This is a genomic window from Bacillus sp. GC_Bacil_1 (assembly GCF_026540675.1).
In the GTDB taxonomy this organism is placed as follows: Bacteria; Bacillota; Bacilli; order Bacillales; family Bacillaceae_G; genus Bacillus_A; species Bacillus_A cereus.
The window spans coordinates 103,098-127,804 of record NZ_JALNUG010000005.1; the positions used below are offsets into that span (position 1 = coordinate 103,098).

Genomic DNA, 24,707 nt, shown 5'->3' on the forward strand with positions numbered 1-24,707 from the left:
TAAAAAAAGTAACCATCATGGTTACTTTTTGCTATATATCTAAAAATTCATTGTTTATTTCATTATCGTTTTTACATTTCAACTTCTCTTTTCCACATTTTTCACACTGGTAAATATAAACTACACCTAATGTATCTTTTTTAAAATCCTCATTATCCTGCATCTTAATAAAAATATATTTATGTTTACAATGCGATTCACCCAAATAATTTTCAAACCACTTTTTCAACACAACACATTCCACCTTTATGATAGAACCTTTATTTAGCTGCCTTATTACATACTTTTATTTAAATATTCAATCTCATATTGCAATTTTTTAAATTGCTCAAAATGCATGGTAATAGATTGGCTACTACCATAATCAACATTTTGTTTCACTAATATAACACCCGTATCATGAAAAAGCGCTTCAAGTTCTTTCCTAATAGACACTTTCGCAATATGAGCTGTTTTAATTGCAGATAAAATTGCAATTTCATTAAACTTTAATTTTATTTCATTTGGACAAAATGCGTCTTCAACTAATATAACTTCATTACTATAAATTAGTGCAACAAGATTACTTGATTTGGCATCTGTTAAATCAACTTTTTTCATAATATCTTTCATTACATTTTGCCTCCTTTATTTTCGTATATATCAATTATACAAATTTTTTAAAAAAATTACTCAACTTTATTATATTAATTTTAACACACTTTTATTGAAATCCATGCTCCAAACGTTTTACTATTCCACAATTTTTATTATATGAACCATCTGGACTATAACTCCATATAGTAATGTTAACAACTTATTATAAAGCAGGTGAAAATTATGCCATCAGTTGTAGGGAATTTAGTTGTACAAAATAGTAATGGTTCATTTAACTTAGGTGATTTCTACAACGTTTCTCCAAAAGAAAATACGAAAGCTTATAATGGCTCTGGCGCATCAAACGTTGGTTTTGTTGTTAATACTTTTAGCGGTGTTAGCGCGACCAATACATTTGATTCTGACCTTGCAGATCAAAACCAAGTGGGTACAGCCTAATCTTATGTTCAACTTTTAGTATAGAAAATCTTAATTTGTCTATACTATAATCAGGCTGTTTGACAGCTCTTGTTGATTTTGGAGTACCCTATCTTTTTCTCCCTTTCCCTGGGGCTCAGCAGCTAGCACGAAGCTAGCTGCTTTTTCTTGTATTATTTGTCTCATAAATCAGAAATAAAAGAAGCTGCCATTTAATATTCAGCTTCTTTTACGTTATTTCAATAATATCCATAGCGTTAAATACGTAAGTTTTATAAAAGGCGTCTGTACAAATTACAATTTGTTTTACCGGATTGATATGTACAACAGTCATGTAGTTTGTTAGTATGTAACCATCTTCAAAATATGTTACCAATATTTCTTTCTCAGACAGTAATGACGTTAATAATTTATCAGAAATTCTCTCTTTTGCTTCGTTTGTTAAAAGCGGTTTTTGTACTTTTAATTTCTCTCCAATAATCTTTCTCATATTTAAAAGTTGTTCGGATATTACTGTAAACGGAACCCACTCTCTTTCTTCCTTTTGTATCTTTACATCGTTCATTTTTATCTCCTTGATCATTTATACATTTATTTAGCCATACTATCCCTTAGTTATTTTTAATACGCACTAAACTCGGATTTACTTCTAAACTATAATTAGGTTACCTCTCAAAAGAACATTCGTTCTTTTGAGAAGAGCCATACTTATTATTTTTTAACAAAAAACATAATTTTATTTATCTCCATACTTTTTTCCTTTATCAAATAAACTTCTCATTTCTTATGTAAAATGCATATAACAACTAAAAGGCGACTTCACACAAAGTGAAATCGCCTTTTCTTAAAAAATATTTCAATGTTTATTTTTCTATCCTAACTAATGTTCTTTCTGGAATACATAATTCATCTATATTAAAATGATTTATTTTTAATTTCAATTCCCCTACTCGTTCCTTATCTTCATCACCAACCCAACAACTGAATAATTCGAAATAGTCTCCATCTTCCAAATAACCTTCCATAATCTTGCATAAAGTTAAAAGTTTTTCTTTCGCTTCTTTTTTTTCCTTTACGTTTTGCCACTCGACAAGTTCAATTCCCCAACTAGTTGAAACCTCATATATGTAATTTTTTTGGAATTGATACTCTTGTACCATTTCAAGCATACTTTCCTCTGCAAAACATGATCCAAAAACAATTACATCATTAGAATCGGGCTCCGTTAACGGAATTTCTACATTACAGCCTATGTAACTTGCTAAACTCATTTTATACTCCTCCAATATTCGTATAAAAAATACTTCATAGTATATTTATTTACTTAAATATAAAATCCCTGCCTAAACAAAAAAGTTTTAAATTTTTTCGTTTATTAACCATCTATAACTGAACACATATACTATGATGAACGAACTCACAAAGCATAAGAAAAGAGAGCATTTACAACACTCTCTTTTCTTACATACTCTATGAAACTTTACAAAACTGAATCAGTGATTTTTATTATTATATTTCATTACATATACTTAGGTTGTACTATTATATGTAACTCTCTCTCTGTATCCGCTTTTTTCGGATGACGAAAATAATTAAGTTCGTACTTTAACACTTTATACTCAACAATCCCGATTTTAATCCCTTTCGTTTCTTTTAATATAGCTAATAAATCACTTACATTTTCATCATATGACTCAAAAATTTTCGCGCCGCCCTCTCCTTGAAAGATTACTTTCATATATTCTCCCCACCTTAATTTATTGATGTGGTAAATGACGCGTTTAATACGATTCATTATTTATCCTAAAATTTTCACACCAAAAAGAACATCCTTTCCATTCGAATGCTCAGCTTTTTACTAATTATCCATATTAAATATTTATTCAAAAACATTATATGTATTATTTTTTAAATTATGTTCGATATCCATTATTTCCCATTGTAATTCTTAATATTTAAATGTAATATTGTATTGTCTTACTATCTATTTATAACTCACACACTAATTAGAAAAGGGAACTCTATATGAGTTCCCTTTTCTAATTATGATTACAATCATTATTTCTTTTCTAGAAATTTAAATGTATCTTTAAATTCTTTATTATTCACTTTAATATCAGCATCTTTCAATAAATCATTGACTACTTGTTGTTTCCATTTACCTGTCGTATCTTGTAGTCTTTGTTGTTCTAAATCTTTACGAATTTTTTCCTTTACTTCATCAAATGGCTTCAATTCTTTTTTATCCGTCACTTTAATAATATGGTAACCGTAAGTTGTTTTAACTGGATCACTTACTTGGCCTGCATCTAATTTATACGCAGCTTCCTCAAATTCTTTCACAGTTTGTCCAGGAGCAAAACCAGATATTTCCCCGCCCTGTTCCTTTGAACCAGTATCTTCTGAATACTGTTTTGCTAAGGCAGCAAAATCTTCACCATTATTTACTTTCTCCTTTACTTCTTTAGCTGTCTTTTCATCTTTCACTAAAATGTGACTTACTTTCATTTCTGGTTTATAGTTATTTTTCACATCTTTTTCTGTGACTGTTGCTTTAATCGCTTTCTCAAATGCAATTTCTGGCTTCATTTTTTCTTTTAATTCATCTTCATTTTTCAATCCAAGTTGTTCTAAAGTTGATTTAAAGTTCTCACCCATTTTATCTTTTGCTTCTTCTACTTTCTTTTTTGCTTCCTCATCCGAAACTTTATATTTATCTAACAATGCCTTACTTAACATCATTTGATATAAAGTACTTTCTCCATATTGTTGTCTTAATTCTTTACTTAATTCTTTCTCTGTAACATTTCCTACTTTTGATGTTACTACGTTGTCTGAAGAACCACATGCAGATAATGCTAGCATCACGCATGAAATAATTGTTCCAATAAATATTTTTTTCTTTTTCAATTCAAATACCTCACTTTTATCATTATGCAAATTAACTATACACAGGCATTGTGAAAACAGTGTGTTTTCTGCATGTAATTCATTTCATATGAGTTGACTATGTATCATGCATTTCCATTTTTAAACATAAAGAGTCTTCTTACTATTATGTATAGTAAGAAGACTCTTTACATACACCTCAAAAACAATACGGCTGCTATAGTTACTTAATACTTACATGTTCTTCAGGTATCCAACTATTCTGCCCGATATCTACCGCATTTCCCACTCTACCCCACACTCGAAAAGATGTCGATCCATCTATATTTCCTTTATAATTCATACATTCAGGCTCTTCATAATAATTTACTCTGTAGCCGACAGGATATTTCGAAGTTGCATAAAACCATTTCACCTTAAAATGTTTTAAATATGCCCACTGCTTATCGTTCCCTAAACAAATCATATCTTGCTCACCGCCTCCCCAATAACCTGTTAAGATTAAATATGGAATTTTCTGAGTGAGTGCACCTGTAAATTGAGGATTCATGGGGTTCTCATATAAATTTATTCCGTATCCATCAGGATATTTCGAAACTGCAATACCAATGCCATTCGGTTGCTGTTTATACACTATGTTAGATTGATTTGCTTTGTTCGAATCTATAAACCAAGAAAGTGACTTATTTCCTACTAATCGATTCAGATCACATTTCCCAATCCCAGGAACATTCCCTGAATCCGTATATTGCCAAATATCACATGGATATGCTGGCTTATTCCCTCCATAACGAGGGATCCATACGAAATCAGCTTCAATATTACGTGCTCCAAATGATAAATACATGTGATGCCCTACATATAATCCTACTTTTTCCGCACCTAAACGGCGTAATTCATCAATAAATGCCTGTGTCCCGCCTTGCATATCTGCCATCGTTTGAACTTCTACGTCCGCCACCCAAAACTTAGCTGATTGATCACCACGATTCCAAAAATCTTGTGCCTCTTTCTTTGCATCAGCAATAGATATAAAACGGCAAAAAGCATAATTACCGAATGGGATACTATACTTTTTCATTTCACTAACATAATTTTGATACATAAAATCCACCGTATTAGAGCCATCTTGAACTCTAGCAATCACTAAATCTAGCTGAGATGCTGCAATATCCCAATTGATAGTTCCATTCCATTTTGAAATATCTACAATATAACCCATACATTCCAGCTCCTTTTTAATGTCTTATTCATAGCTTGTTTTATTGTAAGCCTTATCTCTCTAAAACTAGCTATCTATAATATAAATAAAAAGAATCGTTACTGTTTTAAAAAATATATTCTCTTTCAGAAATATTTCTATTAACTTTAACATATATACCATATAAAACATTCTCATATTTGAAATATACCCTACTATTCATTTGTTATGTAATCTCGTCCTATCAATCCAGGTATCAATCATTTTTACGGATATTAGAAAACATCCCCCTACATTATTAAATTAAAACTTCCAAACTTAACGCATGCACTAAAATAATATAATTACCACCAACAGGAATAAGCGGCCCAACTGTAACAGTTGGATCAGCACCTATTGAATTTTTTAATTCATTAAAATATGTGATCCACGGTGGCGAAAGCTGAGCTTGTACATTTTCTTCCACTATTTTATACTACCTCCTTATACAATTCTTACTAACATAATATGTAGAAAATAAAAAAATGCATTAGTTATATTAACCATTTGCGTATTTATTGATTATATTAATTAAACGTTTTATTTCGCATTCTCAATTTCCCCTTTACATCTTTAAGCAATTTTACTACTATGAAATTCTTTATTATAAGCAAATCCACTGAAGTTTCATATTATACTAATACGACTCTACATCCTTTAACTTATAATACTCAATATTAGGAGCTGATTTCATGGAAAAAAAACCTATCGTGTTCAAAATCCCACCAAATTCAAAACTAAAAGTTACATTTTTCGGTCCTTGTAACGAAGTAATTACAAATGTGTCTATAATTAATCAACTATGCACCCCTAAATGTCAAACTATCACGCAATATCCAGACTTTAAGAAATATGTGACTGAAGTACGATCGCTATCCCGTTGTTAGTCCGCATAATGTACGATTTTCACAAATTTGTTACCTAAAATAACTGAGAAAGAAAATAAATGCATTCCTAAACTAAAATTACACATTTTATGATATTCCATTGATAATTCATTGATTTTTTACACGTTTTTATTAAAAGAACATATATTATCGTATGGAGATTATCCACTCATAAAACCTATCTTTCTTTAGAGCGTACTTATTATGTATGCTCTTTTTTTATGCAACCGTCCCCCTTCTAAATTGACCAATAATATATTAAAATTCTTTATATACTCAAGGAGGTCAAATATGTTCAAGCTGCATCCAATACTACTCATCTTAGGATTGATTTTGTTTTTATATAGTGTAATCGCCTTTATGTTATTCTTTTCAGTGTATTAGTATTACCTTCACAAATCTATGTTCAATATATAATTTCTATATAGTAAAGAAAAAACGTAACGATACGATCTTTTATGTATTCCTTCTTTCTTGTTCTATAAGAAAACTAGTAAACTTACTAACAATGAGTTTGTACAAGCATGTTACTTATTATTCTGTTTATTATCTGAAGAAGATTGAAACCCTTACAAATTAAACTATACTTAACCTGTTTACTTATATATTTTAGAAAAACAATAATAATCCCCCACCATTTGGTAAGGGGATTAACTAAACCTACTAAAAAACATTTAATGATCTGTTTTATTTAATTGGAGAAGGAAATCTTGCAACTTCAAAGTGAACCGTATTTACACCATTAACATTTTGTACAATTACGCCAGCAATACTACTTTCTGCAAAAATTTCAACTACATCTCCTGCTTCTAATTGAAGAATAGTAGTTACGGAAACATCATTATTAAAAAATACTCCTGTTCCAAAGAAATCATTATCTATCGCTATTGCTGGATTTCCATTCACACGAATTTCTACTCTAGCTCTGTAATTCACATTAAAATCATTTGGAGAAAATGTTATATTTCCTAATACACTATATACCCCTCTAGTTTTCGGAGTGAAAATGGATGTTACTGGATTATATTCATTCGCTAGATCAAATTGTTCATTTTGAAATAATACTTTAACAGGAGTATTTGCTAGAACAGGTTGATTAACTGTATTCACAGCTCTAAATGCCGATGCCCTTACAAGCTCCTCTTTCTTATCATCACAACACTTCACCTTTACATACTTCCTATCACATTTACTACTTTTCCTATAACAATCATGACTTTCCTTTTTGTAATCTTTACAATACTTACAGTAATAATAAGACATAGTTAGTCCCCCTTTACACTTATTTTTACATAGTATGCTATATAGATTAGAATAGCTTGGACGACCTGTTACTATTTTTAATAGAGTAAAAAACCCTCACCATTTCGGTGAGGGTTTACCTTTAAGCTTCTGTAAACTCATTGTTTAATGACTTTATTTAATTGGAGAAGGAAATCTAGCTGCTTCAAAATGTGCACCATCTTCTAAAGGACTTAAAACTCCATCTATACTACTTTGTGCATAAATCTCAACTTCATCCCCTGCATTCAATTGAACAATCGTCGAAACACTTACTACATTTCCAAAACTTATTGGACCAAAAAAGTCATTATCTATAGCTATCGCTGCGTTTCCATTCACACGAATTTCTACACGCGCTCTATAATTTAAAGTTGGATCGTTTGGAAAGAAACCAATCGTTCCAATAATAGAATATACTCCTTTAGTCTTCGGCATAAAAATAGATGTTGCTGGATTATACTCATTCGCTAAATCAAATTGTTCATTTTGAAATAACACTTTCACAAAAGTATTAGCAGGAACATTTTGATTTACTGTATTTCTAGCTCTAAATGCGGATGCTCTAACAAGATTGTCCTTGTTATCATGGCACTTACTAGTGTTCTTACAACAATCATGATGCTTCTTTTTATACTCCTTACAATACTTACAGTAGTAATAACAAGACATACTAATTCCCCTTTCAAACTTATTACTACATATTATGTAAGATTGATTTATAAGGTTTGGACTAGCTATTTTTATTATTCATAAGGGCGCTATTAACCTGCACCCTTATTTATATACACCACTTCATTCCTTACTAGTTATAAGTTGTATACAGTTCCATATGGAATAGTAAGAAAAGAACTTCCGTACGGTGTAACATGATGTACTGGGTAAAAATACTCTACGGATGAATAATACGGTTGTACACCTTGCTGCTGCATTTGCAATTGTTGTTGCATTTGCAATGCTTGTTGAATAGCTTGGACTGTACTTTGTGCTCCACTATACGTTATAGATGTACCATACGCTGGTCGCATACCAGTTTCAGAATTAAAATATGAATAAAACATGATTTTCAGCTCCCTTCCCGTATAAGTTATTACAAATTATATTATGATTCTTTATTTCAGTGGGTACTATAAAGGTAGTCCACTCGCTTATATTCAAATAACAAAATAAAAAAGTAGCTGCTAGACTACTTTGACTCCTTCTTATTACCAAATGAAATGATATACATATTCTCCTGTTACACGCTCATTAATTCCCGCAACCCTGACGAACCTAAGTAAATCCGCCCCTTGCAGAAAATATATCGACATCGTAACCGGTACTTGTGACCACATGAATTGAAAAAGCTCATTCACCCTCTGATTCGTCGTAATGATTAAATCATTTACAGGTCCATGATTCCATGCAGAGGTTTGAACTGAAGTGAAAGAAAGGTCTTTTCCATTAACCACTATTCTTGATACGCTTTGAGTTATGTCCACAATAATCCCCTCCAACATTACAAAAATCGGACCTTTTTTAGTTCATATTATTATAAATATTCTTAACTGCAATAAATGTTTAAGGCAAATCCCTAATAAAGTGAAACTTTAATCAGCCCTCACCAATCGGGCTTTTACGGGCATCCCGACTCCACCTAACTTCTTTGCTTCCGCTGAATTTTGAGGTGAGGATCTTACTGCCCGTTAATGCGAGATAAATTTTTTTATTCATATCCCTTAATTCCCGTTACAACCATATAATTTCTAACCTTATTCAATTTTTGTAATTAAAATAAAAAATAGCTAATTCACTACTTAAAAAGTAAAAAAAGCATCAGATTGACTAGTATGTAGATGGTTAAATGAATGTAAAATGTTTTTAAATTATCTACTCTTTTTTTAGTTTGGAAGTAACTCTCATCTCGTCCCATCTTTATACACCACTTTCTTAATCACACTGAACGCAATATTCAATTGATGAGTTTGTCATTTCGTTACCTCCAATTAACGCCTTTGTTCAATGTAGTAATTTTCTTGTATAATAAAAGTTAATTAATCTAGAAGGGACTGAATTATGCGCAGATATCAATATTTTTAATCTACCTATCATTACAACATAACGGAGGTAAAAGTATTGATTACAGAACTACACTCACAGAGATTATATTTAAGGAAAATGAAAGCATCTGATTCACTAAGTATGTTTAAAATATGGTCTGATCCTGATGTTACTAAATTCATGAATATAAGTAATTTCACTGATGAGAACCAGGCAAAAGATATGATTCAATTCCTTAACGAACTCGCTAAAAATAATAAAGCTATACGTTTTACTATTATTGAAAAAGAATCTAATCACATTATCGGTTCATGTGGCTATAATTCCTTAGATTTTGAAAACTCAAAGACTGAGATTGGCTATGATATTTCAAAAACATTTTGGGGTAAAGGATATGCACCTGAAGCAATATCCTCTTTATTAGATTATGCTTTTACACATCTAAAACTAAATCGTGTTGAAGCAAAAGTTGAACCTGCAAATGTAAATTCCATAAAAGTATTAGAAAAATTAAACTTTACTTTTGAAGGTACTCTGAGAAAGAGCGAAAAATCAGCTGGAAAGCTTATCGATTTAAATATCTATTCGAAATTAATAAGCGATTAATTTTAGTCCCTCTGCCCATACTCAATCAAAGTGTGGGCTTCTTTAATTTTTGTATAAAATTCAAAAGTTTGACACAATCCTGGAAAAAGCTTATAAAGAAAAGTGAGGTTTCGTTATTTTCACACTTAGTAGCGCAGTCATGTTACATACAATTTTATAAGTGTGAACGAACTACAAAACTAAAAAACAAATAATAAGTTTGCAACATGTTTGCAAATACGAATTTTGCATATAAATTCGTGTGATATTGAAAGGAGTTTTACTTATGAAAGAAATTAAAACAGAACAAGAATTCAAAGACATCATCGCAAGCGAGGAGCCTGTAGTTGTTAAGTTCTTTACTACATGGTGCCCAGATTGCGTACGTATGGACAACTTTATCGGAGATGTAATGGAAGAGTTCAATAAATTTGAATGGTATTCTATTAATAAAGATGAGTTTCCAAGTATCGCTGAAGAGTATCAAGTAATGGGTATTCCAAGTTTACTTGTATACCAAAATGGTGAGAAGTTAGGCCACTTACATAGTGCTAACGCAAAAACTGAAGAGCAAGTTACTGAGTTTTTAGAAGCATACTAAAATAAAAGCCCTCTGGAAAATATTTTTCAGAGGGCTTTCATCTATTTTCACACTTACCTTTTGACGTTTTTCATCGTTTAATGAATTACACCTTGTCATTATAAGAATAATACATAGTAAGAAAAGTATTCGTTTCCTCATCCATCTCCCCTCCTATCTCTTTAGTAAATAAACTCCAATTCGGTTTACACCCTGACTTTGTACTTTTCAACATATTTTTCCTTCACGAAACTTTGTTATCCCCTTCTTAAAAAGCTATAAAACGTCAACAATGTTTGTATAGACCCACACGACTTTCGTTTGATACTCTATTTATAGAAAGAATTCCTTTAAAGAAAGGTGAGTGATTAAAATGGATACTCTTTCTCATAAAGAAGCTGATAAAGGTGCTATTGTCAGCATTATGGCCTACATATTTTTATCCTCTATGAAAATCATCATCAGTTATATTACCCTCTCTAGTGCATTACGTGCTGACGGTTTAAATAACTTAACGGATATCGGTGCTTCTTTAGCGATATTAATTGGTCTAAAAATATCTCGTAAACCTCGTGACCCAGATCATCCGTATGGGCATTCGCGGGCCGAACAAATCGCATCACTTGTTGCGTCCTTCATTATGGCAACAGTCGGATTAGAAGTTGTTATTAGTGCCATTCAATCTTTCTTAAATCCGAAACAAGCAGCACCTAATGTACTCGCTGCATGGGTTGCTCTATTTTCTGCTGTCGTTATGTACTGCGTGTATTTGTATACGAAAAAAATTGCAGCACGAACAAAAAGTAAATCATTAGAAGCCGCTGCAAAGGATAATTTATCAGATGCACTCGTAAGTATTGGTACTGTAGTAGGTATTGTCGGTTCTCAGTTCCAAATGCCTATTTTAGACCCTATTGCCGCTTTAATTGTCGGTCTTATTATTTGTAAAACTGCATGGGAGATTTTCGTAGAATCTTCTCATATGCTAACAGATGGAATTGATCCTGATAAAATGGAGGAATACGCTGATGCTATTGAACATATTGGCGGTGTGGAAAACATTGTAGATATTCGAGCTCGTATGTACGGGAATCAAACGTACGTTGATATTACAATTGAAGTAGATGCTCGTATGGATGTTGGAGAAAGTCACTGTATTACTGACAATATCGAGGCTATGCTTCGCAAAAAGTTTGGAATTTACCATGCACACATTCATGTTGAGCCAATGAAAAAAGAACCTATTATGACATAGGTTCTTTTTTTATGAACGTTTTATGAAATATAACACATAAAACGAGCCAGCTACCGCCAGCTGCCCATCCTGCTAATACGTCAGATGGATAGTGCACGCCAAGATATATTCGGCTAACTGAAATAGATAATACAACAAAGCTTGCTATAAGAATAATTAATAATTTTTTATGCAATGAAATACGATCTTCAGTAATTGTGACGTATGCAATAAATCCTAAAAAAGCAGTAGCATTCATCGTATGACCGCTCGGAAAACTATATCCAGTTGCAGTAACAAGCTGCGTGACATCAGGTCTTGCTCGTTCGTACCATAGTTTAAGCATACTGTTTAAATAACGAGATCCGTAGTAATTAATTGTTAGAAGTAACGCACTAAGCAACTTTTTTCTAACGAGAAAATACATTACAAGAATAATGAGTAATGGAAAATATATTCTTTTTGAACCGATAAAAGACACCCAAGTAAAATAGGTCGTCAAATAATCGTTTCGAAAGCTTTGAATAAAATGTGCGACTATATTGTCAAAATTCTCAATACAAGCGGTATGATACGAAAGTGATAATACGACAAAACAAATGAGTAACGTAAAACTTAGCAAGTATAAATGTCGATATCGTTTCACATACATAACCTCACTATGCAAAAAAATGGAGCGGTTGTTTTAGTTTTCCTCTCCATTTCTTTTTTATGCATAGTTTATTAAAAAATATAATTATTAATTTTTTGCTTCATCTCAGGGATATCTTCTCTTGTTACGGTAAAACGAATCACCTTCTCATCAAGATCAAGCGCCTCAGCGAATAATCCAGCTAAACCACGGGATTTTCTATCTACTTCCATAATAATTTCTAGTCGGTCGTATGCACGTGGCAAGATTAATAATTCTAATTCATCTAATTTCCCATAATGCTCTCCAGAAACCCGAATAAACTCAAATTCTTGTGCGAATGGAACTTGCTTACGTAATCGATGCGGTAATTCTTCACATTCTATATGACGTGCTTTAAACCCTAATTCATTTACACTATCTAAAACACTACTTAATAATGCATTGGGTAACACTTGAACGTAGTCGCGGTCACTTGGGTCTATACTACGTTTAATATCAAGACCTGTATGAATCCAAACCGTTTTCATACCAAGTGTAAGTGGTGCTTCAATTGGCATTGGAAAAGAAAATGGAATTTCAACTTTTTCATTCGGTTCTACAGAAAAAGGTTCTGTTAAGCGTACTCGCTCTAAATCATATGTTGCTGTTACTTTTTTATCATCCACTTCTCGTACATACGACGTCGATAATGTTAAGTAAATGCTTTCAATTTGTTGGCTAACTGAACCTCCAGTTATATGAACCTTTCCAACTATTTCTTCCCCAACAATATACTCATCTTTTTCAAGAACAGTATCTACCTTTGCACTTCCAATACCAACGCTTGCTAAAAACTTTTGAAACATGGAGTCTCCATCCTCTCTAAAGCAGAAGCTACATCTTGTTTTAAATCTTGTACATTCTCATAGTACGGCGTTTTTATTTGTAACATTCGCATAAGCATTTCGCGATTATAATTTTCCAAAGTTAATTCTTCGTACCATGGTTTTTCCTGTTTTTCATTAGATTCATATCCTGCATATAATAAAAATAATGAGAAATGACCGAGCGCATAAAAGTCGCTACGAAATTGAACTTCTCGCATCAAAGCTTGTTCACCTTCGTAAGTTGTAGCTCGCTCATCATCCTCACCTTTCCATTTAGCTAATCCAAAATCAATAATACTAATTTGATTTTCTTTCATTAATATGTTTGGAATGCGTAAATCTCGGTGAATAATGCCTTCACTATGAAACACCGATACAATTTCTAATATTTCATATAAAATCTCAAAAACTTCACGTTCTGTATATACATACTCATCTATGAAAATATAATCTTCAAAATTTTTACCAGGCATGTACTCCATCACAAAGAAGCTCTTTTTCTCCCATATGAAATGATCATATAGACTAGGAATTGCATGATAATTTAATGTTTGTAAAATCATTTTCTCTTGTTCAAATGATTTTCTACCAGACTCATATCTTTGTTTACTTTGTCTTAATTGTTTTAAGACTTTATATCTATTTATTTGCAAATCATTAACAACATATGTAACCCCATAACTGCCCATTCCAATTACTGATTCAATTTTATAACGCTCTGCAACAATTGTATTTTTTCGCAGTGGTCTATCAAATAATGCTAGTACACGACGCCATTTCATCAGCTACTTGAAAAGAAGCTACGGCTTTTACGTTTTCTTTTATAATGTTGATGTCCATAACCAGATGAACGTCGTTTATAATCGCTACTTGAATACGAGCGCCCTCTACGACGATAATCACTACTTGAATACGAATGATATTTTTTCTTTCCTAATAAAGAATCAATAATTTTTTTGAACATTACTTCACCTCTTGAGTAAAATTTCCTTTTCATTATACCAATAATTATTGACTATATTTGTGACAGGTTTGTAAAGAGTAAAAAACGACGAGTTATGCCCGTCGTTACTTTCATTCATCCTCTTCATCAAAAACTTCATCAATCATGCATTTCTCTAATAAATACTCAAATGTAATATCTGCGAGATCTTCAATTTCTTCTCGTTTTGGGACGTACCCTCTTTCAATTAGTTGCTCATAAAAAAACTCCGCAATCTCTTCCGTATCAATCACGACTTCAATTTCCTTCATGAGCATCACTCCTTTATTTCTGTTTTATGAAAAAATCTCAAAATTATGTATATGAGATTAGAAAAATAGATTTTATTTTTTTATAGGTCATAAGCTTTGGACGAGATGCATACGATTGTAGTACAAGCTATTCAAAGGGGGAAATAATAATGGAAAATCAATATGAAGTAGGACAAACAAAAGAAGAGTTCATGCATGAAGATCAATGGGCAGACTCTCTTATAAAGTGGCTTTTTATTTTTTTAATAGTTGTAGGCATACCTTATACTGCATATGTTGTTGTTCAATTTATTCTCTCTTTCTAGTTAACTATTTTTTCTCTGTCAATTTAACTAAATAATTATGAACAACATCCATTACAATTTTATATTCTTCATCTTTAAATGTATCGAACAATAATTGATAATCGTTATAAATATCAAGTAATCCATCAATGATTTCTTGACGATTCGTCTTAACACTCACTTTTTTCGAGTTGTTAATTGACTTTAACTTTCCTAAATCCAATTTATTCATACCTGCTTTATCTTGTTTCAGTTTCTTCAAAATTGCATTTGCCGTTTGAGCATTTGCAAGTAACGTTAAATCTGACTCATCCGCTTCTAACCATTCACCATCCGTAATCCGTGACAATTCATAAATTGTATCTTCCCATGCGTCATTCTTATATCTCCATACTTCTGTACGAAAACCAACAATACGGAAAACATCTTTATCATATCCAGTTACTTGCACAAGATCACCAAACGTGAAATTATAATTTAATTCAATCCACTCCGTATCGCCCTTTTTCATATCTTGCTCTGTAACGTGCTGCAATGTTTGCTCTACGTAAAATCCATCATGATTATTGACTTCGTATACATAAACTCCATCTAAAACCTTCATATTTGTGATTTTCCCAACGGTTCCATATAGCGTAATCACGACTATGTCCCCTACGTTGTATTTAGGTTGTTTTTTTCTTGCCATCTCTATCTCTCCTTTTTTTGACGTCGTGATTTTGATATCAGTATATGCAACCTACATAAAAACGCTTATCACAGAAGCTTATATTCATAAATTTTTTCAATAAAAATTATAATCTTATAAAATTTACGTTACACTCAAAAAAAAGCTAGTAACTAGACTAGCTTCAAATCAACAAATTTCGTATAAAAAAACATACAGAATACTTCACTTTAAACAAAGTAATGTATTCTGTATGTTTTCAAATAGTTTTTATCTATCTTGTATGTATAAATCCCAGGCTTCATCAAATATAGACATACTTTCTAGCATTCCGCTCAACTCTAAGTATGAACTAATTTCATCATAGTCTTCAGATTGCTTCGGAAAACTTAAATCATCATACATCGCCTCTGCTAAATCTGAAATTTCATTTCTAAATAAAGCTGCACGATGCTTCATCATATAATGGTAAAATGTTTTTTTCAAAAATATTCCCTACCTTTCTAACTTGGGTACATTATACAAGGCGAAAAAGAAAAAAACCAGCATAAAAGCTGGTTAAAAGTCGAAATAATTTCTTTTTAATAGACGCGGTCTTCCCATTAATTCTTCATACGTTAGTTGTTTTGGTAAATCTTTCGTGTAAATTAAAAATAATTGATCTTCAATTTCTTTTACTGTATGGTCTGATTGATAGTCCATCCCGCACGAGGAACAAGAAATACATGGTGTCTTTTGGATTTCAATGGCTTTCGTACCATCTGGTAATTCCCAATATACAGTATTCAAGCTTTCTTTCGCTTCTGTACTGTCACACCACATACAATTCATACTGCATCACCCTCAGTTTTTTTGTCGTTTTCTTCTAATTTAGCCATTTGTGCTTGATATTTTTTATCTTTTAATTGATCACGCTTATCACGTTTATCTTTTAAAGATGCATGCGTATCATTATCTTCATAGTCTTTACGACGGTTCATACGCTGTAAGTCGTCTGGAACGAGGTTAAATTTCTTATCGCTCATAAGACCTGCGATACCAACATCTGAACGTTTTTCTTCGTAGTTCGGATAAATCTCTTTAAAGTATCCTTCCGCTCTTCCTGGAATATAGCTCTCTGGCTCTGGATACGTCGTAATAACACCTTCAAAGTTACGAAGTACAACTTTATCTGCACTTTGTGAGATTAAATAGTTTGGTTGAAGTGCAATTTTACCGCCTCCACCTGGCGCATCAACAACGAATGTCGGAACAGCATAACCAGATGTGTGTCCACGTAAACCTTCAATAATTTCAAGACCTTTAGATACTGGTGCACGGAAGTGACCGATACCTTCAGATAAATCACATTGATAAATGTAATATGGACGTACACGGATTTTTACTAAGTCATGCATAAGTTTTTTCATAATTGGAACGCTGTCGTTAATACCAGCTAAAATTACTGCTTGGTTTCCGACTGGAACACCAGCATTCGCTAACATTTCACATGCCTTTTTCGATTCTTCAGTAATTTCAATAGATGTATTGAAATGTGTATTTAACCATACTGGATGGTATTTTTTAATAATGTTACATAAATTTTCTGTAATACGTTGTGGGAATACTACTGGTGCTCTCGTTCCGATACGAATAATCTCAACATGCGGAATCTCACGTAAATTTTTTAATACATATTCTAAAATTTTATCGTTAATTAGAAGTCCATCACCACCGGAGATTAATACATCTCGTACTTGTGGTGTTTCACTAATATAAGCAATCGCATCATCTAATTGTTTCTTCGGTACACCCATTCCAATTTGTCCACTAAAACGACGGCGTGTACAGTAACGACAATACATAGAACATTGATTTGTTACTAAGAATAGTACACGGTCCGGATAACGATGTGTTAGCCCTGGAACTGGTGAATCTTCATCTTCGTGAAGCGGATCTTCTAAATCATATTTTGTTTTATATAACTCTTCCGAAATCGGTACTGATTGCATCCGAATCGGACAGCGTGGATCATCAGGATTCATTAGCCAAGCATAGTACGGTGTAATGTTTAACGGGATCGTTTTCGTTGAAATTTTAACGCCCTCTTCTTCTTCAGGTGTTAAGTTAATTACTTTTCTTAAGTCATCTAACGTTTTGATCGTATTCGTTAATTGCCAAACCCAATCATTCCATTGCTCTTCAGTAACATCTTTCCATAATTCGATATCCTTCCAGTGACGATTTGGTTTGTATACATCATGTAACATTGCTATTCCCCCTTTTTATACGCTCATCCTTTATATAAGCAATAGTTATGCCAACTTTACATTGTTGATAAGTAAATGTGCGGAGAACCCTATTACATAAGCGAAAAAATATTTTTAAGCGTTGTATGAAATCAATACTTAACATCATATTCATTACTTTTTATATATGTAAACGCTCTTTTATTCGTGCAAACACACAAAAACCGCCGATTATTCGGCGGTTTTGTCGTACTTGCTCAGTTTATATTGAAGCGTTTGACGAGGGATACCTAACATTTTTGCGGCTTGTAATATATTCCCTTCCGTTTCAATCAACGCTTGATCTATTAATTCTTTTTCTGTTTGATGAAGTGCTTCTCTAAGTGGCATTATACCCTTCTTCTTCGAAAAATTCTCTTTCCGAAATGTACGTGGTAAACAATTGGCTGTTAATGTATTCCCTTCTGCAATAATAACAGCATGTTCAATCGTATGTTTTAACTCTCGGACATTTCCAGGCCACTGATAAGCTTGCAGTCTATCTTTCGCTTCCTCATCAATTTGAAGTACACCTTTTTTATAACTTTTATTATATTCTTTCAAAAAATAAGATGCTAATAATAGTACATCCTCAGTTCTTTCACGAAGCGGTGGGATATATAATGAAAATACGTTTAAGCGATAATATAAATCAGTGCGAATTTTATTCTCTCGTAAACATATTTCTGGAGGCTGGTTCATTGCGGTAATAACACGAACATCTACTTTTCTCGTCTTATTATCACCAATTCTTCTAATGACTCCATCTTCTAACACTCGTAACATTTTTGCCTGCAAATCAAGAGGCATTGAATTCAGTTCATCTAAAAATAATGTACCACCATCAACAAGTTCAAATAGCCCAGCTCTTTCAATCGCTCCTGTATAGCTTCCTTTTGTCGTTCCAAACAATAAACTTTCTAATAGCGACTCTGGTAAAGCTGCACAGTTTTGTGCAATAAATGGCTTGTTTTTTCTTTTAGAAGCTTCATGAATTGCTTGTACGAACAGTTCTTTTCCTGTTCCTGTTTCACCATATATTAAAACATTTGCGTCTGTTGGTGCTACTTTTTGTGCTAACTCTTTCGTCTGTTTAAACCGCGTATCATTTGTCACTATCGTCTCAAATGCAGCATGCTTTTTAATCACTTTTTTTCTAGATGATCGCTTTATTTTCGACTGTAAGTCAACAATTGTGTCAGTAAGTTTTTGAATTGTAGAGTAATCCTTTGCAATTTCAACAGCCCCAGCAATATTCCCATCTATAAAAATAGGTAACGTCGTATTTACTGTACAAACATCTTCACCATTTAAATTTTGATAATGCTGTGCTTGATGTACGATAGGTTTTTTTGTATCTAGTACTTTCATCAATGTACTCGTTTCCCTTGATAAAGACGGGAACGCTTCTAACAGATGTTTCCCTAACACTTTTTCAATCTTCGATCCATCGTGTTTTGCAGCTACAGAATTATAAAATATTGTAATTCCATTCTCATCTACAGCGTGTATAGCCTCATCAATACTGCCCAAAATCGCTTCAATGACTTCTTGTGTCGAAACTGCTAGCAATGTCATCCCCCCTCTTGCCGAAAATCCAGCAATTACATGCCGAATTTTGGGCACACCTATGTGCGATTGTAAGCATGACGATTCCGTTCTATAATTTTGACCAATTTTATATTTTCATTAGATAACTCGAAACTCTAATTAGTACAGCTTTTCGAACACCCAGCTCCACCTAACTGTTTTGCTTTACAGCCGAATTTTGAGGCGGAAGTTTTACTGCTTTCGAATAGCTAGAAAGATCTTTCACCCATATATTCATATCTTCCAACTTATCGAAAATGTAGCAATTATTCGCCAGTCTTCCTGTATACGTATAACCTAATTGATGAAAGGCAGCATTCATTCCGAAAGAAAGCGATCGAGCAATTGTATAGGAGCAGAAAATAGATCTTTCTCGAAGCTCTTCCTCTAATTTAATTAGTAAACTTTTCATAAATCCATGTTTACGATATTCAGGTAAAGTAGCACAATTCGTTAATTCTGCATTCCCTTCTTTTATATTCATTTCTGCAGATGCTGTACTAATAATTTTTCCCTCATATTCATATACGTAGTAAATTGTATCGTCTTCTTTCATCGTCTGTAATACATAACTCGCTTCATTTAAAGGTGTCGGATACACTTCAAATACTTTTCCGAATACAGTTGCTAATTCTTCTGCATCTTCTTCAGTCGCTTTTCTCAGCAAAAATTTCTCTGGAACTACTTTTTCTTTTATTTCTTTTCCTTTTACACCGCTTAATATAGTATCTTCCTCAGTCCAATGCATACTATTTCGTCTTTCATCATTATTATATTTCACCAAAAAGTATGCATCGTGTCCTTGAAAATAATGAGGTATCGTTGCTTCCAACAAAAAACCGAAAGAGAGCCATGTTGAAACATGCTCTCCCTTTCCTTTAATAATACATTTAGTGAAAGAATGTTCCTCTGCTAGTTCGTCAATTGTCTGTATAATACTTTCAACATTTCCTGTATAGTGATCTACCCGAATACGCTTATTAAAATAATCTAAAACGCCTTCTACTGTATAACAATTCGTCTGTTCTCTAAAAGATTCATAGTATTTCATTTTTTCACCTCACACCAATCTAGTAATGTACATGCAATAATTTTTGCGGCAGCTATCATTTTATCAACTTCTATATATTCGTTTGGATAGTGTGCTACTTTCGTCTCTCCTGGACCAAATACTATTGTTGGTACGTTTGCAATTTGTGTAAATAAACCTCCATCAGTCCCCCACGGAGATGCTTCAATAATTGGTTCGTTCTCTTCGATTTCAACAAAGTTGTGATGAAGTGTTGTAATGAGTTCATGATTCTCTTCTAATTCACCAGGAACCCATCTCGCTCCAAACCACTCTACTTCTACTGGATTTTCAACAAACCAATTGTCCACATCATTTAATTCAACAATCCAATTCTCAAACTCTTCTTTTGCCGCCTCTATAGTCTCATTCGGCGCAACACCGCATCTTCCTTCTAAAATTAATTCATCTGGAACAGAACTTGGCCAACTCCCTCCTTCAATTTTCCCAATGTTAATTGGAATTGGAATCGGAATCCCTTTAAATAACGGATCTGTAATTCGACTATTTCTTTTCTTCTCTAGCTTTCTTACATGTTCTATAACAAACATACTTTTTTCAATTGCACTAACCCCTTCATAACGCGTTCCACCGTGTGCAGCTTTCCCTTTTACACGTAAACGAAACCACATGGAACCTTGTTGTTTCGGGAAAAACTTCATATTAGTAGGCTCTGGAATAATGACACCATCTGCCTTATATCCTCGTAATATAGTTGCTAATGTCCCTGCTCCGCCACTTTCCTCTTCTATTACACTTTGAAAATAGATGTCTCCTTTTAATTCAATGCTAGATTCAATAATCGCTTCCATTGCAAGCATGAGTGCGACATTTCCACCTTTCATATCCGTCGTTCCACGGCCATATATACGATTTCCTATTTTCTCACCGCTATAAGGATGATGTTCCCACTGATTCACATCCCCTTCTGGAACTACATCAATATGCCCATTTAATATCATAGATTTCCCGTCGCCACTTCCTTTTAAAGTTGCTACAATATTTGGGCTATCTGAAAAACTTGTACGGGGTGATACAAAATAAGGATGATCTTTCATTTTAGAAAAAGAAGGCTCCCATATATCGAGGTCTAAACCTAATTCACGTAATTTTTCAATCACAATCGCCTGCGCACCGCTTTCATCACCAGATACGCTCTTTTCTTGAATTAATCGTTTTAAAAATTTCACACTTTCCTCTTCATGGCTCTCAATATAATCACAAACTTGCTTTTTTAATTGCTCCATATATTACATCTCCCTTCATTCAATTACTAGTAAGTTAGAATTAATTTGAAAATCAGCTTCTGTATGTCGTTTTATATCTTCTACTGTGTATGGGCTCATTAATTCTTGTAATATAAGTCCACTCGGAGTTACCTCCATGACTGCCATATCAGTAATAATTAAATCTACACATTTCTTTGAAGTTAATGGCAATGTACACTCTGAAACAATTTTTGCATTTCCGTACTTATCAACATGATTCATCACAACAACGACCCGCTTCGCTTTTTGTGCTAAATCCATTGCTCCACCAATACCTGGAACACGTTTTCCAGGTACAATCCAGTTTGCTAAATCACCATTTTCACTTACTTGTAATGAACCAAGAATCGTTATATCTAGCAAACCTTTTCGAATCATACCAAACGCTGTGCAACTATCGAAATAACTCGCTCCTGTTATAAGAGAAGTTGGTAAACCTGCTGCATTACACAAATTTTCGTCTTCATTCCCTTTACTTGGCGTTGGTCCCATGCCGACGATTCCATTTTCCGCATGAAACATAACATTTATATCGTCAGGCAAATGATTTGGTACAAGCGATGGTATGCCAATACCTAAATTTACAATCATACCATTTTGTATTTCTTTCGCCGCACGCCTAGCAATCTTATCCCTCACTTCTACGCCCATACCCATTTCCAGTTCACTCCTTCCGACGGTACAATATAATTTACGAAAACACCTGGAACGACAATTTCCTCTGGATCTAAACTTCCAAGCGGGACTATTTCTTCTGCTTCTACAATTGTTATATCCCCAGCCATCGCTACATGAGGATTCATATTTCGTGCACTTTTGTCAAATACAAGGTTACCAAACGGATCTGCCTTTTTCGCATATACAATTGAAACTTCAGCAGTTAATGCTGTTTCAACTAAGTAGGTCTTACCATTCATTTCAACTGTTCGTTTTCCCTCTTCCACAATCGTATCAACACCAACATCAACTAAAACACCACCAAGACCAACGCCACCAGCGCGAATGCGCTCTGCTAATGTTCCCTGCGGAGAAAACTCAATTTGTAATCTTCCCTCGTTTAGTTGCCTTCCTGCATTTGGGTTGGAGCCAATATGAGAAGTAATTAGTGATTTAACTCTTTCATTTGTAACAAGACGACCGATACCTACATCAGGGAATCCAGTGTCATTTCCAATCAAATTTAAATTTGTAACGCCTTTTTCTAAAATTGCCTGTATTAAAGATGGAGGGGATCCAATCCCTCCAAATCCCCCAAACATTAATGTCATATCATCATGGAACAAAGAAATTACTTCCTCAATTTCTTTTAATTTACCGAATGTATTTGTAATAGTTGTCATGCGATACTATGCCCTCCTTTTTGCATCATCTCTTCCACACTTTTAGAGAAAATTGAAAGTAATTCATCTAACTCGGAATATGTAGTTGTCATTGGCGGTGCTACAAGCAGTGCACTATCTTCTTTTCCTGCTTGCCCTGAAACTGCTTGGTATAAAAGTAGACCATTTTTAGCTGCAACTGAAATAAGCTCCGACGCTTTTGTAAACGGTTGCAATTCTACTCCGATTAGCAACCCTTTTCCGCGCACATCAGCAATGATTGTCGATTGTTGCTGAACTTTCTGTAAGCCTTTTATTAAATACTCTCCCTTTTCTGCTGTTTTTTCAGGGAGATTATGTTTCTCCATATATTCAATAACAGCTAAAGCCGTTGCTGCAGACAATGGATTGGCACTTAACGTATGACCGCTCATTACTGAACGTGACCCACGTAATATTGGTTCCATAACACGATCACTTACAACTGTCGCTGCCATCGGTGTATATCCCGCTCCTAACCCTTTACCAAGTGTCATGATATCCGGTTCTACACCCCAATGCTCCATTGCAAACCATGCTCCAGTACGACCAAGCCCAGTCATCACTTCATCCGCAATAAATAAAATATCGTAATGGTCGCAAATATCTTTAATGACTTTATAATAGTCTTTCGGCGGAACAACCGCGCCTCCAGCTGCTCCGATAATCGGCTCAGCAATAAAAGCAGCAATATGCTCTGCACCAATTCTTTCAATTGATCTTTCTAGTTCAGTCGCACATGCCAGCTGACAAGTTGGATATACCTTTTGAACAGGGCATCTGAAACAATATGGAGCTGGTATAGTCGGATAATCTTCCAAAATAGATACGAAACGTTGTCTACGTAGTGGGTGGCCAGACATCGATAACGCACCCATCGTAATACCGTGATAACTCATCCATCTTGATAATATTTTATGTTTCCCTTGAATACCTCGCTCTTGAAAATGCTGAATTGCAATTTTCATAGCTGTTTCATTTGCTTCCGTACCACTATTTACAAAGAAACTCCAGTTCAAATCTCCTACACTTAAATCACTTAACTTCTTTGCTAATTTTTCAGCTGGTTCACTCGTAAACTGTGATCTATAAACAAAAGCAATCTCCTCAGCTTGCTTTTTAATAACGTCTGCAATCTCCTTTACGCCATGCCCAATACCTGCCGTAATTGCTCCTGACGAACCATCAAAATATTTATTACCATTTTGATCATACAAATAAACACCTTTTCCATGTGAAATCATTGGATACGGCTGACCAACAAGTGGTTTAATTAAGTAATCGCGCATAGCGCTCCCCCATTTCTCCAATTTGTATATATATATGAAGAAAATTGACGTTTCTTTCATAAAAAAGAATCCTCTGCAAAAGCAGTGAATTTATCAAAAAACTATTATAAAATATACAAATGAGTGCTTAAAAATATTTATAAAACAGAAAATTCAGAACTCAAAGTGAAGACCAATCCTTTTCTATACGCCCAAATAACCCTCCCTTTTATATGAAATGACTACATCACCAAATGTTTTTATAGCATAATGCCAGCTGCCCTTAAATGCCGACATTCTGTACACTTCGACGGAACTCCCGTTAAACTCCTTCCTAATATCCTACTTTAAATTGCATATTTTAAAACAAATTTCGACACCCCACCTTACTAACCAATTCAGATTCATATTTAATATGTAAACTTTTCATTT

Annotated in this window: 33 protein-coding genes and 1 pseudogene; 6 read left to right on the top strand and 28 right to left on the bottom strand. The window is 33.5% G+C overall.

Annotated elements, in window-relative coordinates; translation table 11 throughout:
- Nucleotides 1–31: 31 nt before the first annotated feature.
- Both OXT04_RS09690 and OXT04_RS09695 read right to left on the bottom strand, forming a co-directional pair.
- Nucleotides 32–232, bottom strand: a complete 201-nt coding sequence (locus OXT04_RS09690; RefSeq protein WP_000915134.1) for a hypothetical protein — start codon at nt 230–232, stop codon at nt 32–34.
- Between the two features lie 44 nt (nt 233–276).
- Nucleotides 277–612 (bottom strand): hypothetical protein, encoded by a 336-nt coding sequence (locus tag OXT04_RS09695; protein WP_000651909.1) that lies wholly within the window; start codon nt 610–612, stop codon nt 277–279.
- A gap of 207 nt (nt 613–819) precedes the next feature.
- Between OXT04_RS09695 and gerPF the strand changes: the two genes are divergently transcribed.
- Nucleotides 820–1,035: a spore germination protein GerPF gene (gene gerPF, locus OXT04_RS09700; protein ID WP_001141569.1), complete on the top strand. Its 216-nt coding sequence runs from the start codon at nt 820–822 to the stop codon at nt 1,033–1,035.
- Between the two features lie 208 nt (nt 1,036–1,243).
- On the opposite strand, the gene OXT04_RS09705 is transcribed toward gerPF, so the two are convergent.
- The 6 genes from OXT04_RS09705 to OXT04_RS09730 form a co-directional block, all read right to left on the bottom strand.
- Nucleotides 1,244–1,579, bottom strand: coding sequence for a YolD-like family protein (locus OXT04_RS09705; RefSeq protein WP_002093988.1), 336 nt, complete (start codon nt 1,577–1,579; stop codon nt 1,244–1,246).
- Between the two features lie 298 nt (nt 1,580–1,877).
- Nucleotides 1,878–2,285 carry a hypothetical protein gene (locus OXT04_RS09710; RefSeq protein ID WP_061660149.1) on the bottom strand — a complete coding sequence of 136 codons (408 nt, stop codon included), beginning with the start codon at nt 2,283–2,285 and terminating at the stop codon, nt 1,878–1,880.
- A gap of 248 nt (nt 2,286–2,533) precedes the next feature.
- Nucleotides 2,534–2,752: a hypothetical protein gene (locus OXT04_RS09715; protein ID WP_000864277.1), complete on the bottom strand. Its 219-nt coding sequence runs from the start codon at nt 2,750–2,752 to the stop codon at nt 2,534–2,536.
- A gap of 320 nt (nt 2,753–3,072) precedes the next feature.
- Entirely contained in the window at nt 3,073–3,924 is an 852-nt protein-coding gene (locus OXT04_RS09720; RefSeq protein ID WP_000727353.1) for a peptidylprolyl isomerase PrsA, read from the bottom strand.
- Nucleotides 3,925–4,126: 202 nt separating this feature from the next.
- Complete coding sequence (locus OXT04_RS09725) at nt 4,127–5,125, bottom strand: glycoside hydrolase family 25 protein (protein WP_000540668.1); 999 nt, start codon at nt 5,123–5,125, stop codon at nt 4,127–4,129.
- A 277-nt stretch (nt 5,126–5,402) separates the two neighbouring features.
- Nucleotides 5,403–5,570: a hypothetical protein gene (locus tag OXT04_RS09730; RefSeq protein ID WP_000392277.1), complete on the bottom strand. Its 168-nt coding sequence runs from the start codon at nt 5,568–5,570 to the stop codon at nt 5,403–5,405.
- A gap of 265 nt (nt 5,571–5,835) precedes the next feature.
- On the opposite strand from OXT04_RS09730, the gene OXT04_RS09735 reads away from it, so the two are divergent.
- Nucleotides 5,836–6,030: a hypothetical protein gene (locus OXT04_RS09735; protein WP_000412557.1), complete on the top strand. Its 195-nt coding sequence runs from the start codon at nt 5,836–5,838 to the stop codon at nt 6,028–6,030.
- Between the two features lie 687 nt (nt 6,031–6,717).
- Here OXT04_RS09735 and OXT04_RS09740 read toward each other — a convergent pair.
- From OXT04_RS09740 to OXT04_RS09760, 5 genes and pseudogenes are all read right to left on the bottom strand, one after another.
- Entirely contained in the window at nt 6,718–7,293 is a 576-nt protein-coding gene (locus OXT04_RS09740) for a complement C1q domain-containing protein (RefSeq protein ID WP_000122945.1), read from the bottom strand.
- Nucleotides 7,294–7,446: 153 nt separating this feature from the next.
- Nucleotides 7,447–7,983, bottom strand: a complete 537-nt coding sequence (locus tag OXT04_RS09745) for a C1q-like domain-containing protein (protein WP_001278088.1) — start codon at nt 7,981–7,983, stop codon at nt 7,447–7,449.
- 137 nt (nt 7,984–8,120) lie between these two features.
- Entirely contained in the window at nt 8,121–8,372 is a 252-nt protein-coding gene (locus OXT04_RS09750) for a DUF3947 family protein (RefSeq protein WP_000500095.1), read from the bottom strand.
- A gap of 144 nt (nt 8,373–8,516) precedes the next feature.
- Entirely contained in the window at nt 8,517–8,792 is a 276-nt protein-coding gene (locus OXT04_RS09755; RefSeq protein ID WP_130813707.1) for a hypothetical protein, read from the bottom strand.
- A 320-nt stretch (nt 8,793–9,112) separates the two neighbouring features.
- Nucleotides 9,113–9,223 (bottom strand): annotated as a pseudogene (locus OXT04_RS09760) (2TM domain-containing protein); the annotation flags it as partial.
- Between the two features lie 203 nt (nt 9,224–9,426).
- Between OXT04_RS09760 and OXT04_RS09765 the strand changes: the two are divergent.
- The 3 genes from OXT04_RS09765 (at nt 9,427) to OXT04_RS09775 (ending at nt 11,771) form a co-directional block, all read left to right on the top strand.
- A complete protein-coding gene (locus OXT04_RS09765) occupies nt 9,427–9,957 on the top strand; it encodes a GNAT family N-acetyltransferase (protein WP_046392668.1) in 531 nt (176 codons plus the stop codon).
- 265 nt (nt 9,958–10,222) lie between these two features.
- A complete protein-coding gene (locus tag OXT04_RS09770; protein WP_000658787.1) occupies nt 10,223–10,537 on the top strand; it encodes a thioredoxin family protein in 315 nt (104 codons plus the stop codon).
- A gap of 352 nt (nt 10,538–10,889) precedes the next feature.
- Entirely contained in the window at nt 10,890–11,771 is an 882-nt protein-coding gene (locus tag OXT04_RS09775; protein ID WP_000380385.1) for a cation diffusion facilitator family transporter, read from the top strand.
- Here OXT04_RS09775 and OXT04_RS09780 read toward each other — a convergent pair.
- The 5 genes from OXT04_RS09780 to OXT04_RS09800 form a co-directional block, all read right to left on the bottom strand.
- Nucleotides 11,761–12,396: a phosphatase PAP2 family protein gene (locus tag OXT04_RS09780; protein WP_000833369.1), complete on the bottom strand. Its 636-nt coding sequence runs from the start codon at nt 12,394–12,396 to the stop codon at nt 11,761–11,763. The genes OXT04_RS09775 and OXT04_RS09780 overlap by 11 nt on opposite strands.
- Nucleotides 12,397–12,473: 77 nt before the next feature.
- The gene (locus tag OXT04_RS09785; protein ID WP_098256937.1) at nt 12,474–13,229 is read right to left on the bottom strand and encodes a sporulation protein; all 756 of its coding nucleotides are present in this window, start codon (nt 13,227–13,229) and stop codon (nt 12,474–12,476) included.
- Nucleotides 13,211–14,032, bottom strand: a complete 822-nt coding sequence (locus tag OXT04_RS09790; RefSeq protein WP_086392386.1) for a serine/threonine protein kinase — start codon at nt 14,030–14,032, stop codon at nt 13,211–13,213. Before OXT04_RS09790 ends, OXT04_RS09785 begins: the two co-directional genes overlap by 19 nt.
- Nucleotides 14,032–14,214 carry a hypothetical protein gene (locus tag OXT04_RS09795; RefSeq protein WP_071714344.1) on the bottom strand — a complete coding sequence of 61 codons (183 nt, stop codon included), beginning with the start codon at nt 14,212–14,214 and terminating at the stop codon, nt 14,032–14,034. The genes OXT04_RS09790 and OXT04_RS09795 overlap by 1 nt, the downstream gene beginning before the upstream one ends.
- A gap of 110 nt (nt 14,215–14,324) precedes the next feature.
- Nucleotides 14,325–14,504 (bottom strand): YozD family protein, encoded by a 180-nt coding sequence (locus OXT04_RS09800; protein WP_000658451.1) that lies wholly within the window; start codon nt 14,502–14,504, stop codon nt 14,325–14,327.
- A gap of 149 nt (nt 14,505–14,653) precedes the next feature.
- On the opposite strand from OXT04_RS09800, the gene OXT04_RS09805 reads away from it, so the two are divergent.
- Nucleotides 14,654–14,809 (top strand): DUF3930 family protein, encoded by a 156-nt coding sequence (locus OXT04_RS09805; protein ID WP_000431486.1) that lies wholly within the window; start codon nt 14,654–14,656, stop codon nt 14,807–14,809.
- A gap of 4 nt (nt 14,810–14,813) precedes the next feature.
- Here OXT04_RS09805 and OXT04_RS09810 read toward each other — a convergent pair whose 3' ends face one another.
- The 10 genes from OXT04_RS09810 to OXT04_RS09855 all read right to left on the bottom strand — a co-directional run bounded on the left by OXT04_RS09810 (nt 14,814) and on the right by OXT04_RS09855 (nt 24,296).
- On the bottom strand, nt 14,814–15,476 hold the full coding sequence (locus tag OXT04_RS09810; RefSeq protein WP_000101498.1) for a hypothetical protein: 663 nt from the start codon (nt 15,474–15,476) through the stop codon (nt 14,814–14,816).
- Between the two features lie 249 nt (nt 15,477–15,725).
- On the bottom strand, nt 15,726–15,941 hold the full coding sequence (locus OXT04_RS09815) for a YozE family protein (RefSeq protein ID WP_000750717.1): 216 nt from the start codon (nt 15,939–15,941) through the stop codon (nt 15,726–15,728).
- A 72-nt stretch (nt 15,942–16,013) separates the two neighbouring features.
- Nucleotides 16,014–16,286 carry a YokU family protein gene (locus OXT04_RS09820; protein ID WP_000995766.1) on the bottom strand — a complete coding sequence of 91 codons (273 nt, stop codon included), beginning with the start codon at nt 16,284–16,286 and terminating at the stop codon, nt 16,014–16,016.
- Nucleotides 16,283–17,704: a lysine 2,3-aminomutase gene (gene kamA, locus OXT04_RS09825; protein ID WP_000902145.1), complete on the bottom strand. Its 1,422-nt coding sequence runs from the start codon at nt 17,702–17,704 to the stop codon at nt 16,283–16,285. Before kamA ends, OXT04_RS09820 begins: the two co-directional genes overlap by 4 nt.
- A gap of 210 nt (nt 17,705–17,914) precedes the next feature.
- Complete coding sequence (gene rocR, locus OXT04_RS09830) at nt 17,915–19,300, bottom strand: arginine utilization transcriptional regulator RocR (protein ID WP_023521852.1); 1,386 nt, start codon at nt 19,298–19,300, stop codon at nt 17,915–17,917.
- A gap of 163 nt (nt 19,301–19,463) precedes the next feature.
- The gene (gene ablB, locus OXT04_RS09835; protein WP_000878591.1) at nt 19,464–20,363 is read right to left on the bottom strand and encodes a putative beta-lysine N-acetyltransferase; all 900 of its coding nucleotides are present in this window, start codon (nt 20,361–20,363) and stop codon (nt 19,464–19,466) included.
- Complete coding sequence (locus tag OXT04_RS09840; protein WP_097925457.1) at nt 20,360–21,628, bottom strand: peptidase; 1,269 nt, start codon at nt 21,626–21,628, stop codon at nt 20,360–20,362. The genes ablB and OXT04_RS09840 overlap by 4 nt, the downstream gene beginning before the upstream one ends.
- Nucleotides 21,629–21,643: 15 nt before the next feature.
- Nucleotides 21,644–22,306 carry a CoA transferase subunit B gene (locus OXT04_RS09845; RefSeq protein WP_000525276.1) on the bottom strand — a complete coding sequence of 221 codons (663 nt, stop codon included), beginning with the start codon at nt 22,304–22,306 and terminating at the stop codon, nt 21,644–21,646.
- Nucleotides 22,291–22,989, bottom strand: coding sequence for an acetate CoA-transferase subunit alpha (atoD, locus tag OXT04_RS09850; RefSeq protein WP_000208107.1), 699 nt, complete (start codon nt 22,987–22,989; stop codon nt 22,291–22,293). Before atoD ends, OXT04_RS09845 begins: the two co-directional genes overlap by 16 nt.
- The gene (locus OXT04_RS09855; RefSeq protein WP_001205877.1) at nt 22,986–24,296 is read right to left on the bottom strand and encodes an aspartate aminotransferase family protein; all 1,311 of its coding nucleotides are present in this window, start codon (nt 24,294–24,296) and stop codon (nt 22,986–22,988) included. The genes atoD and OXT04_RS09855 overlap by 4 nt, the downstream gene beginning before the upstream one ends.
- Nucleotides 24,297–24,707 lie beyond the last annotated feature (411 nt).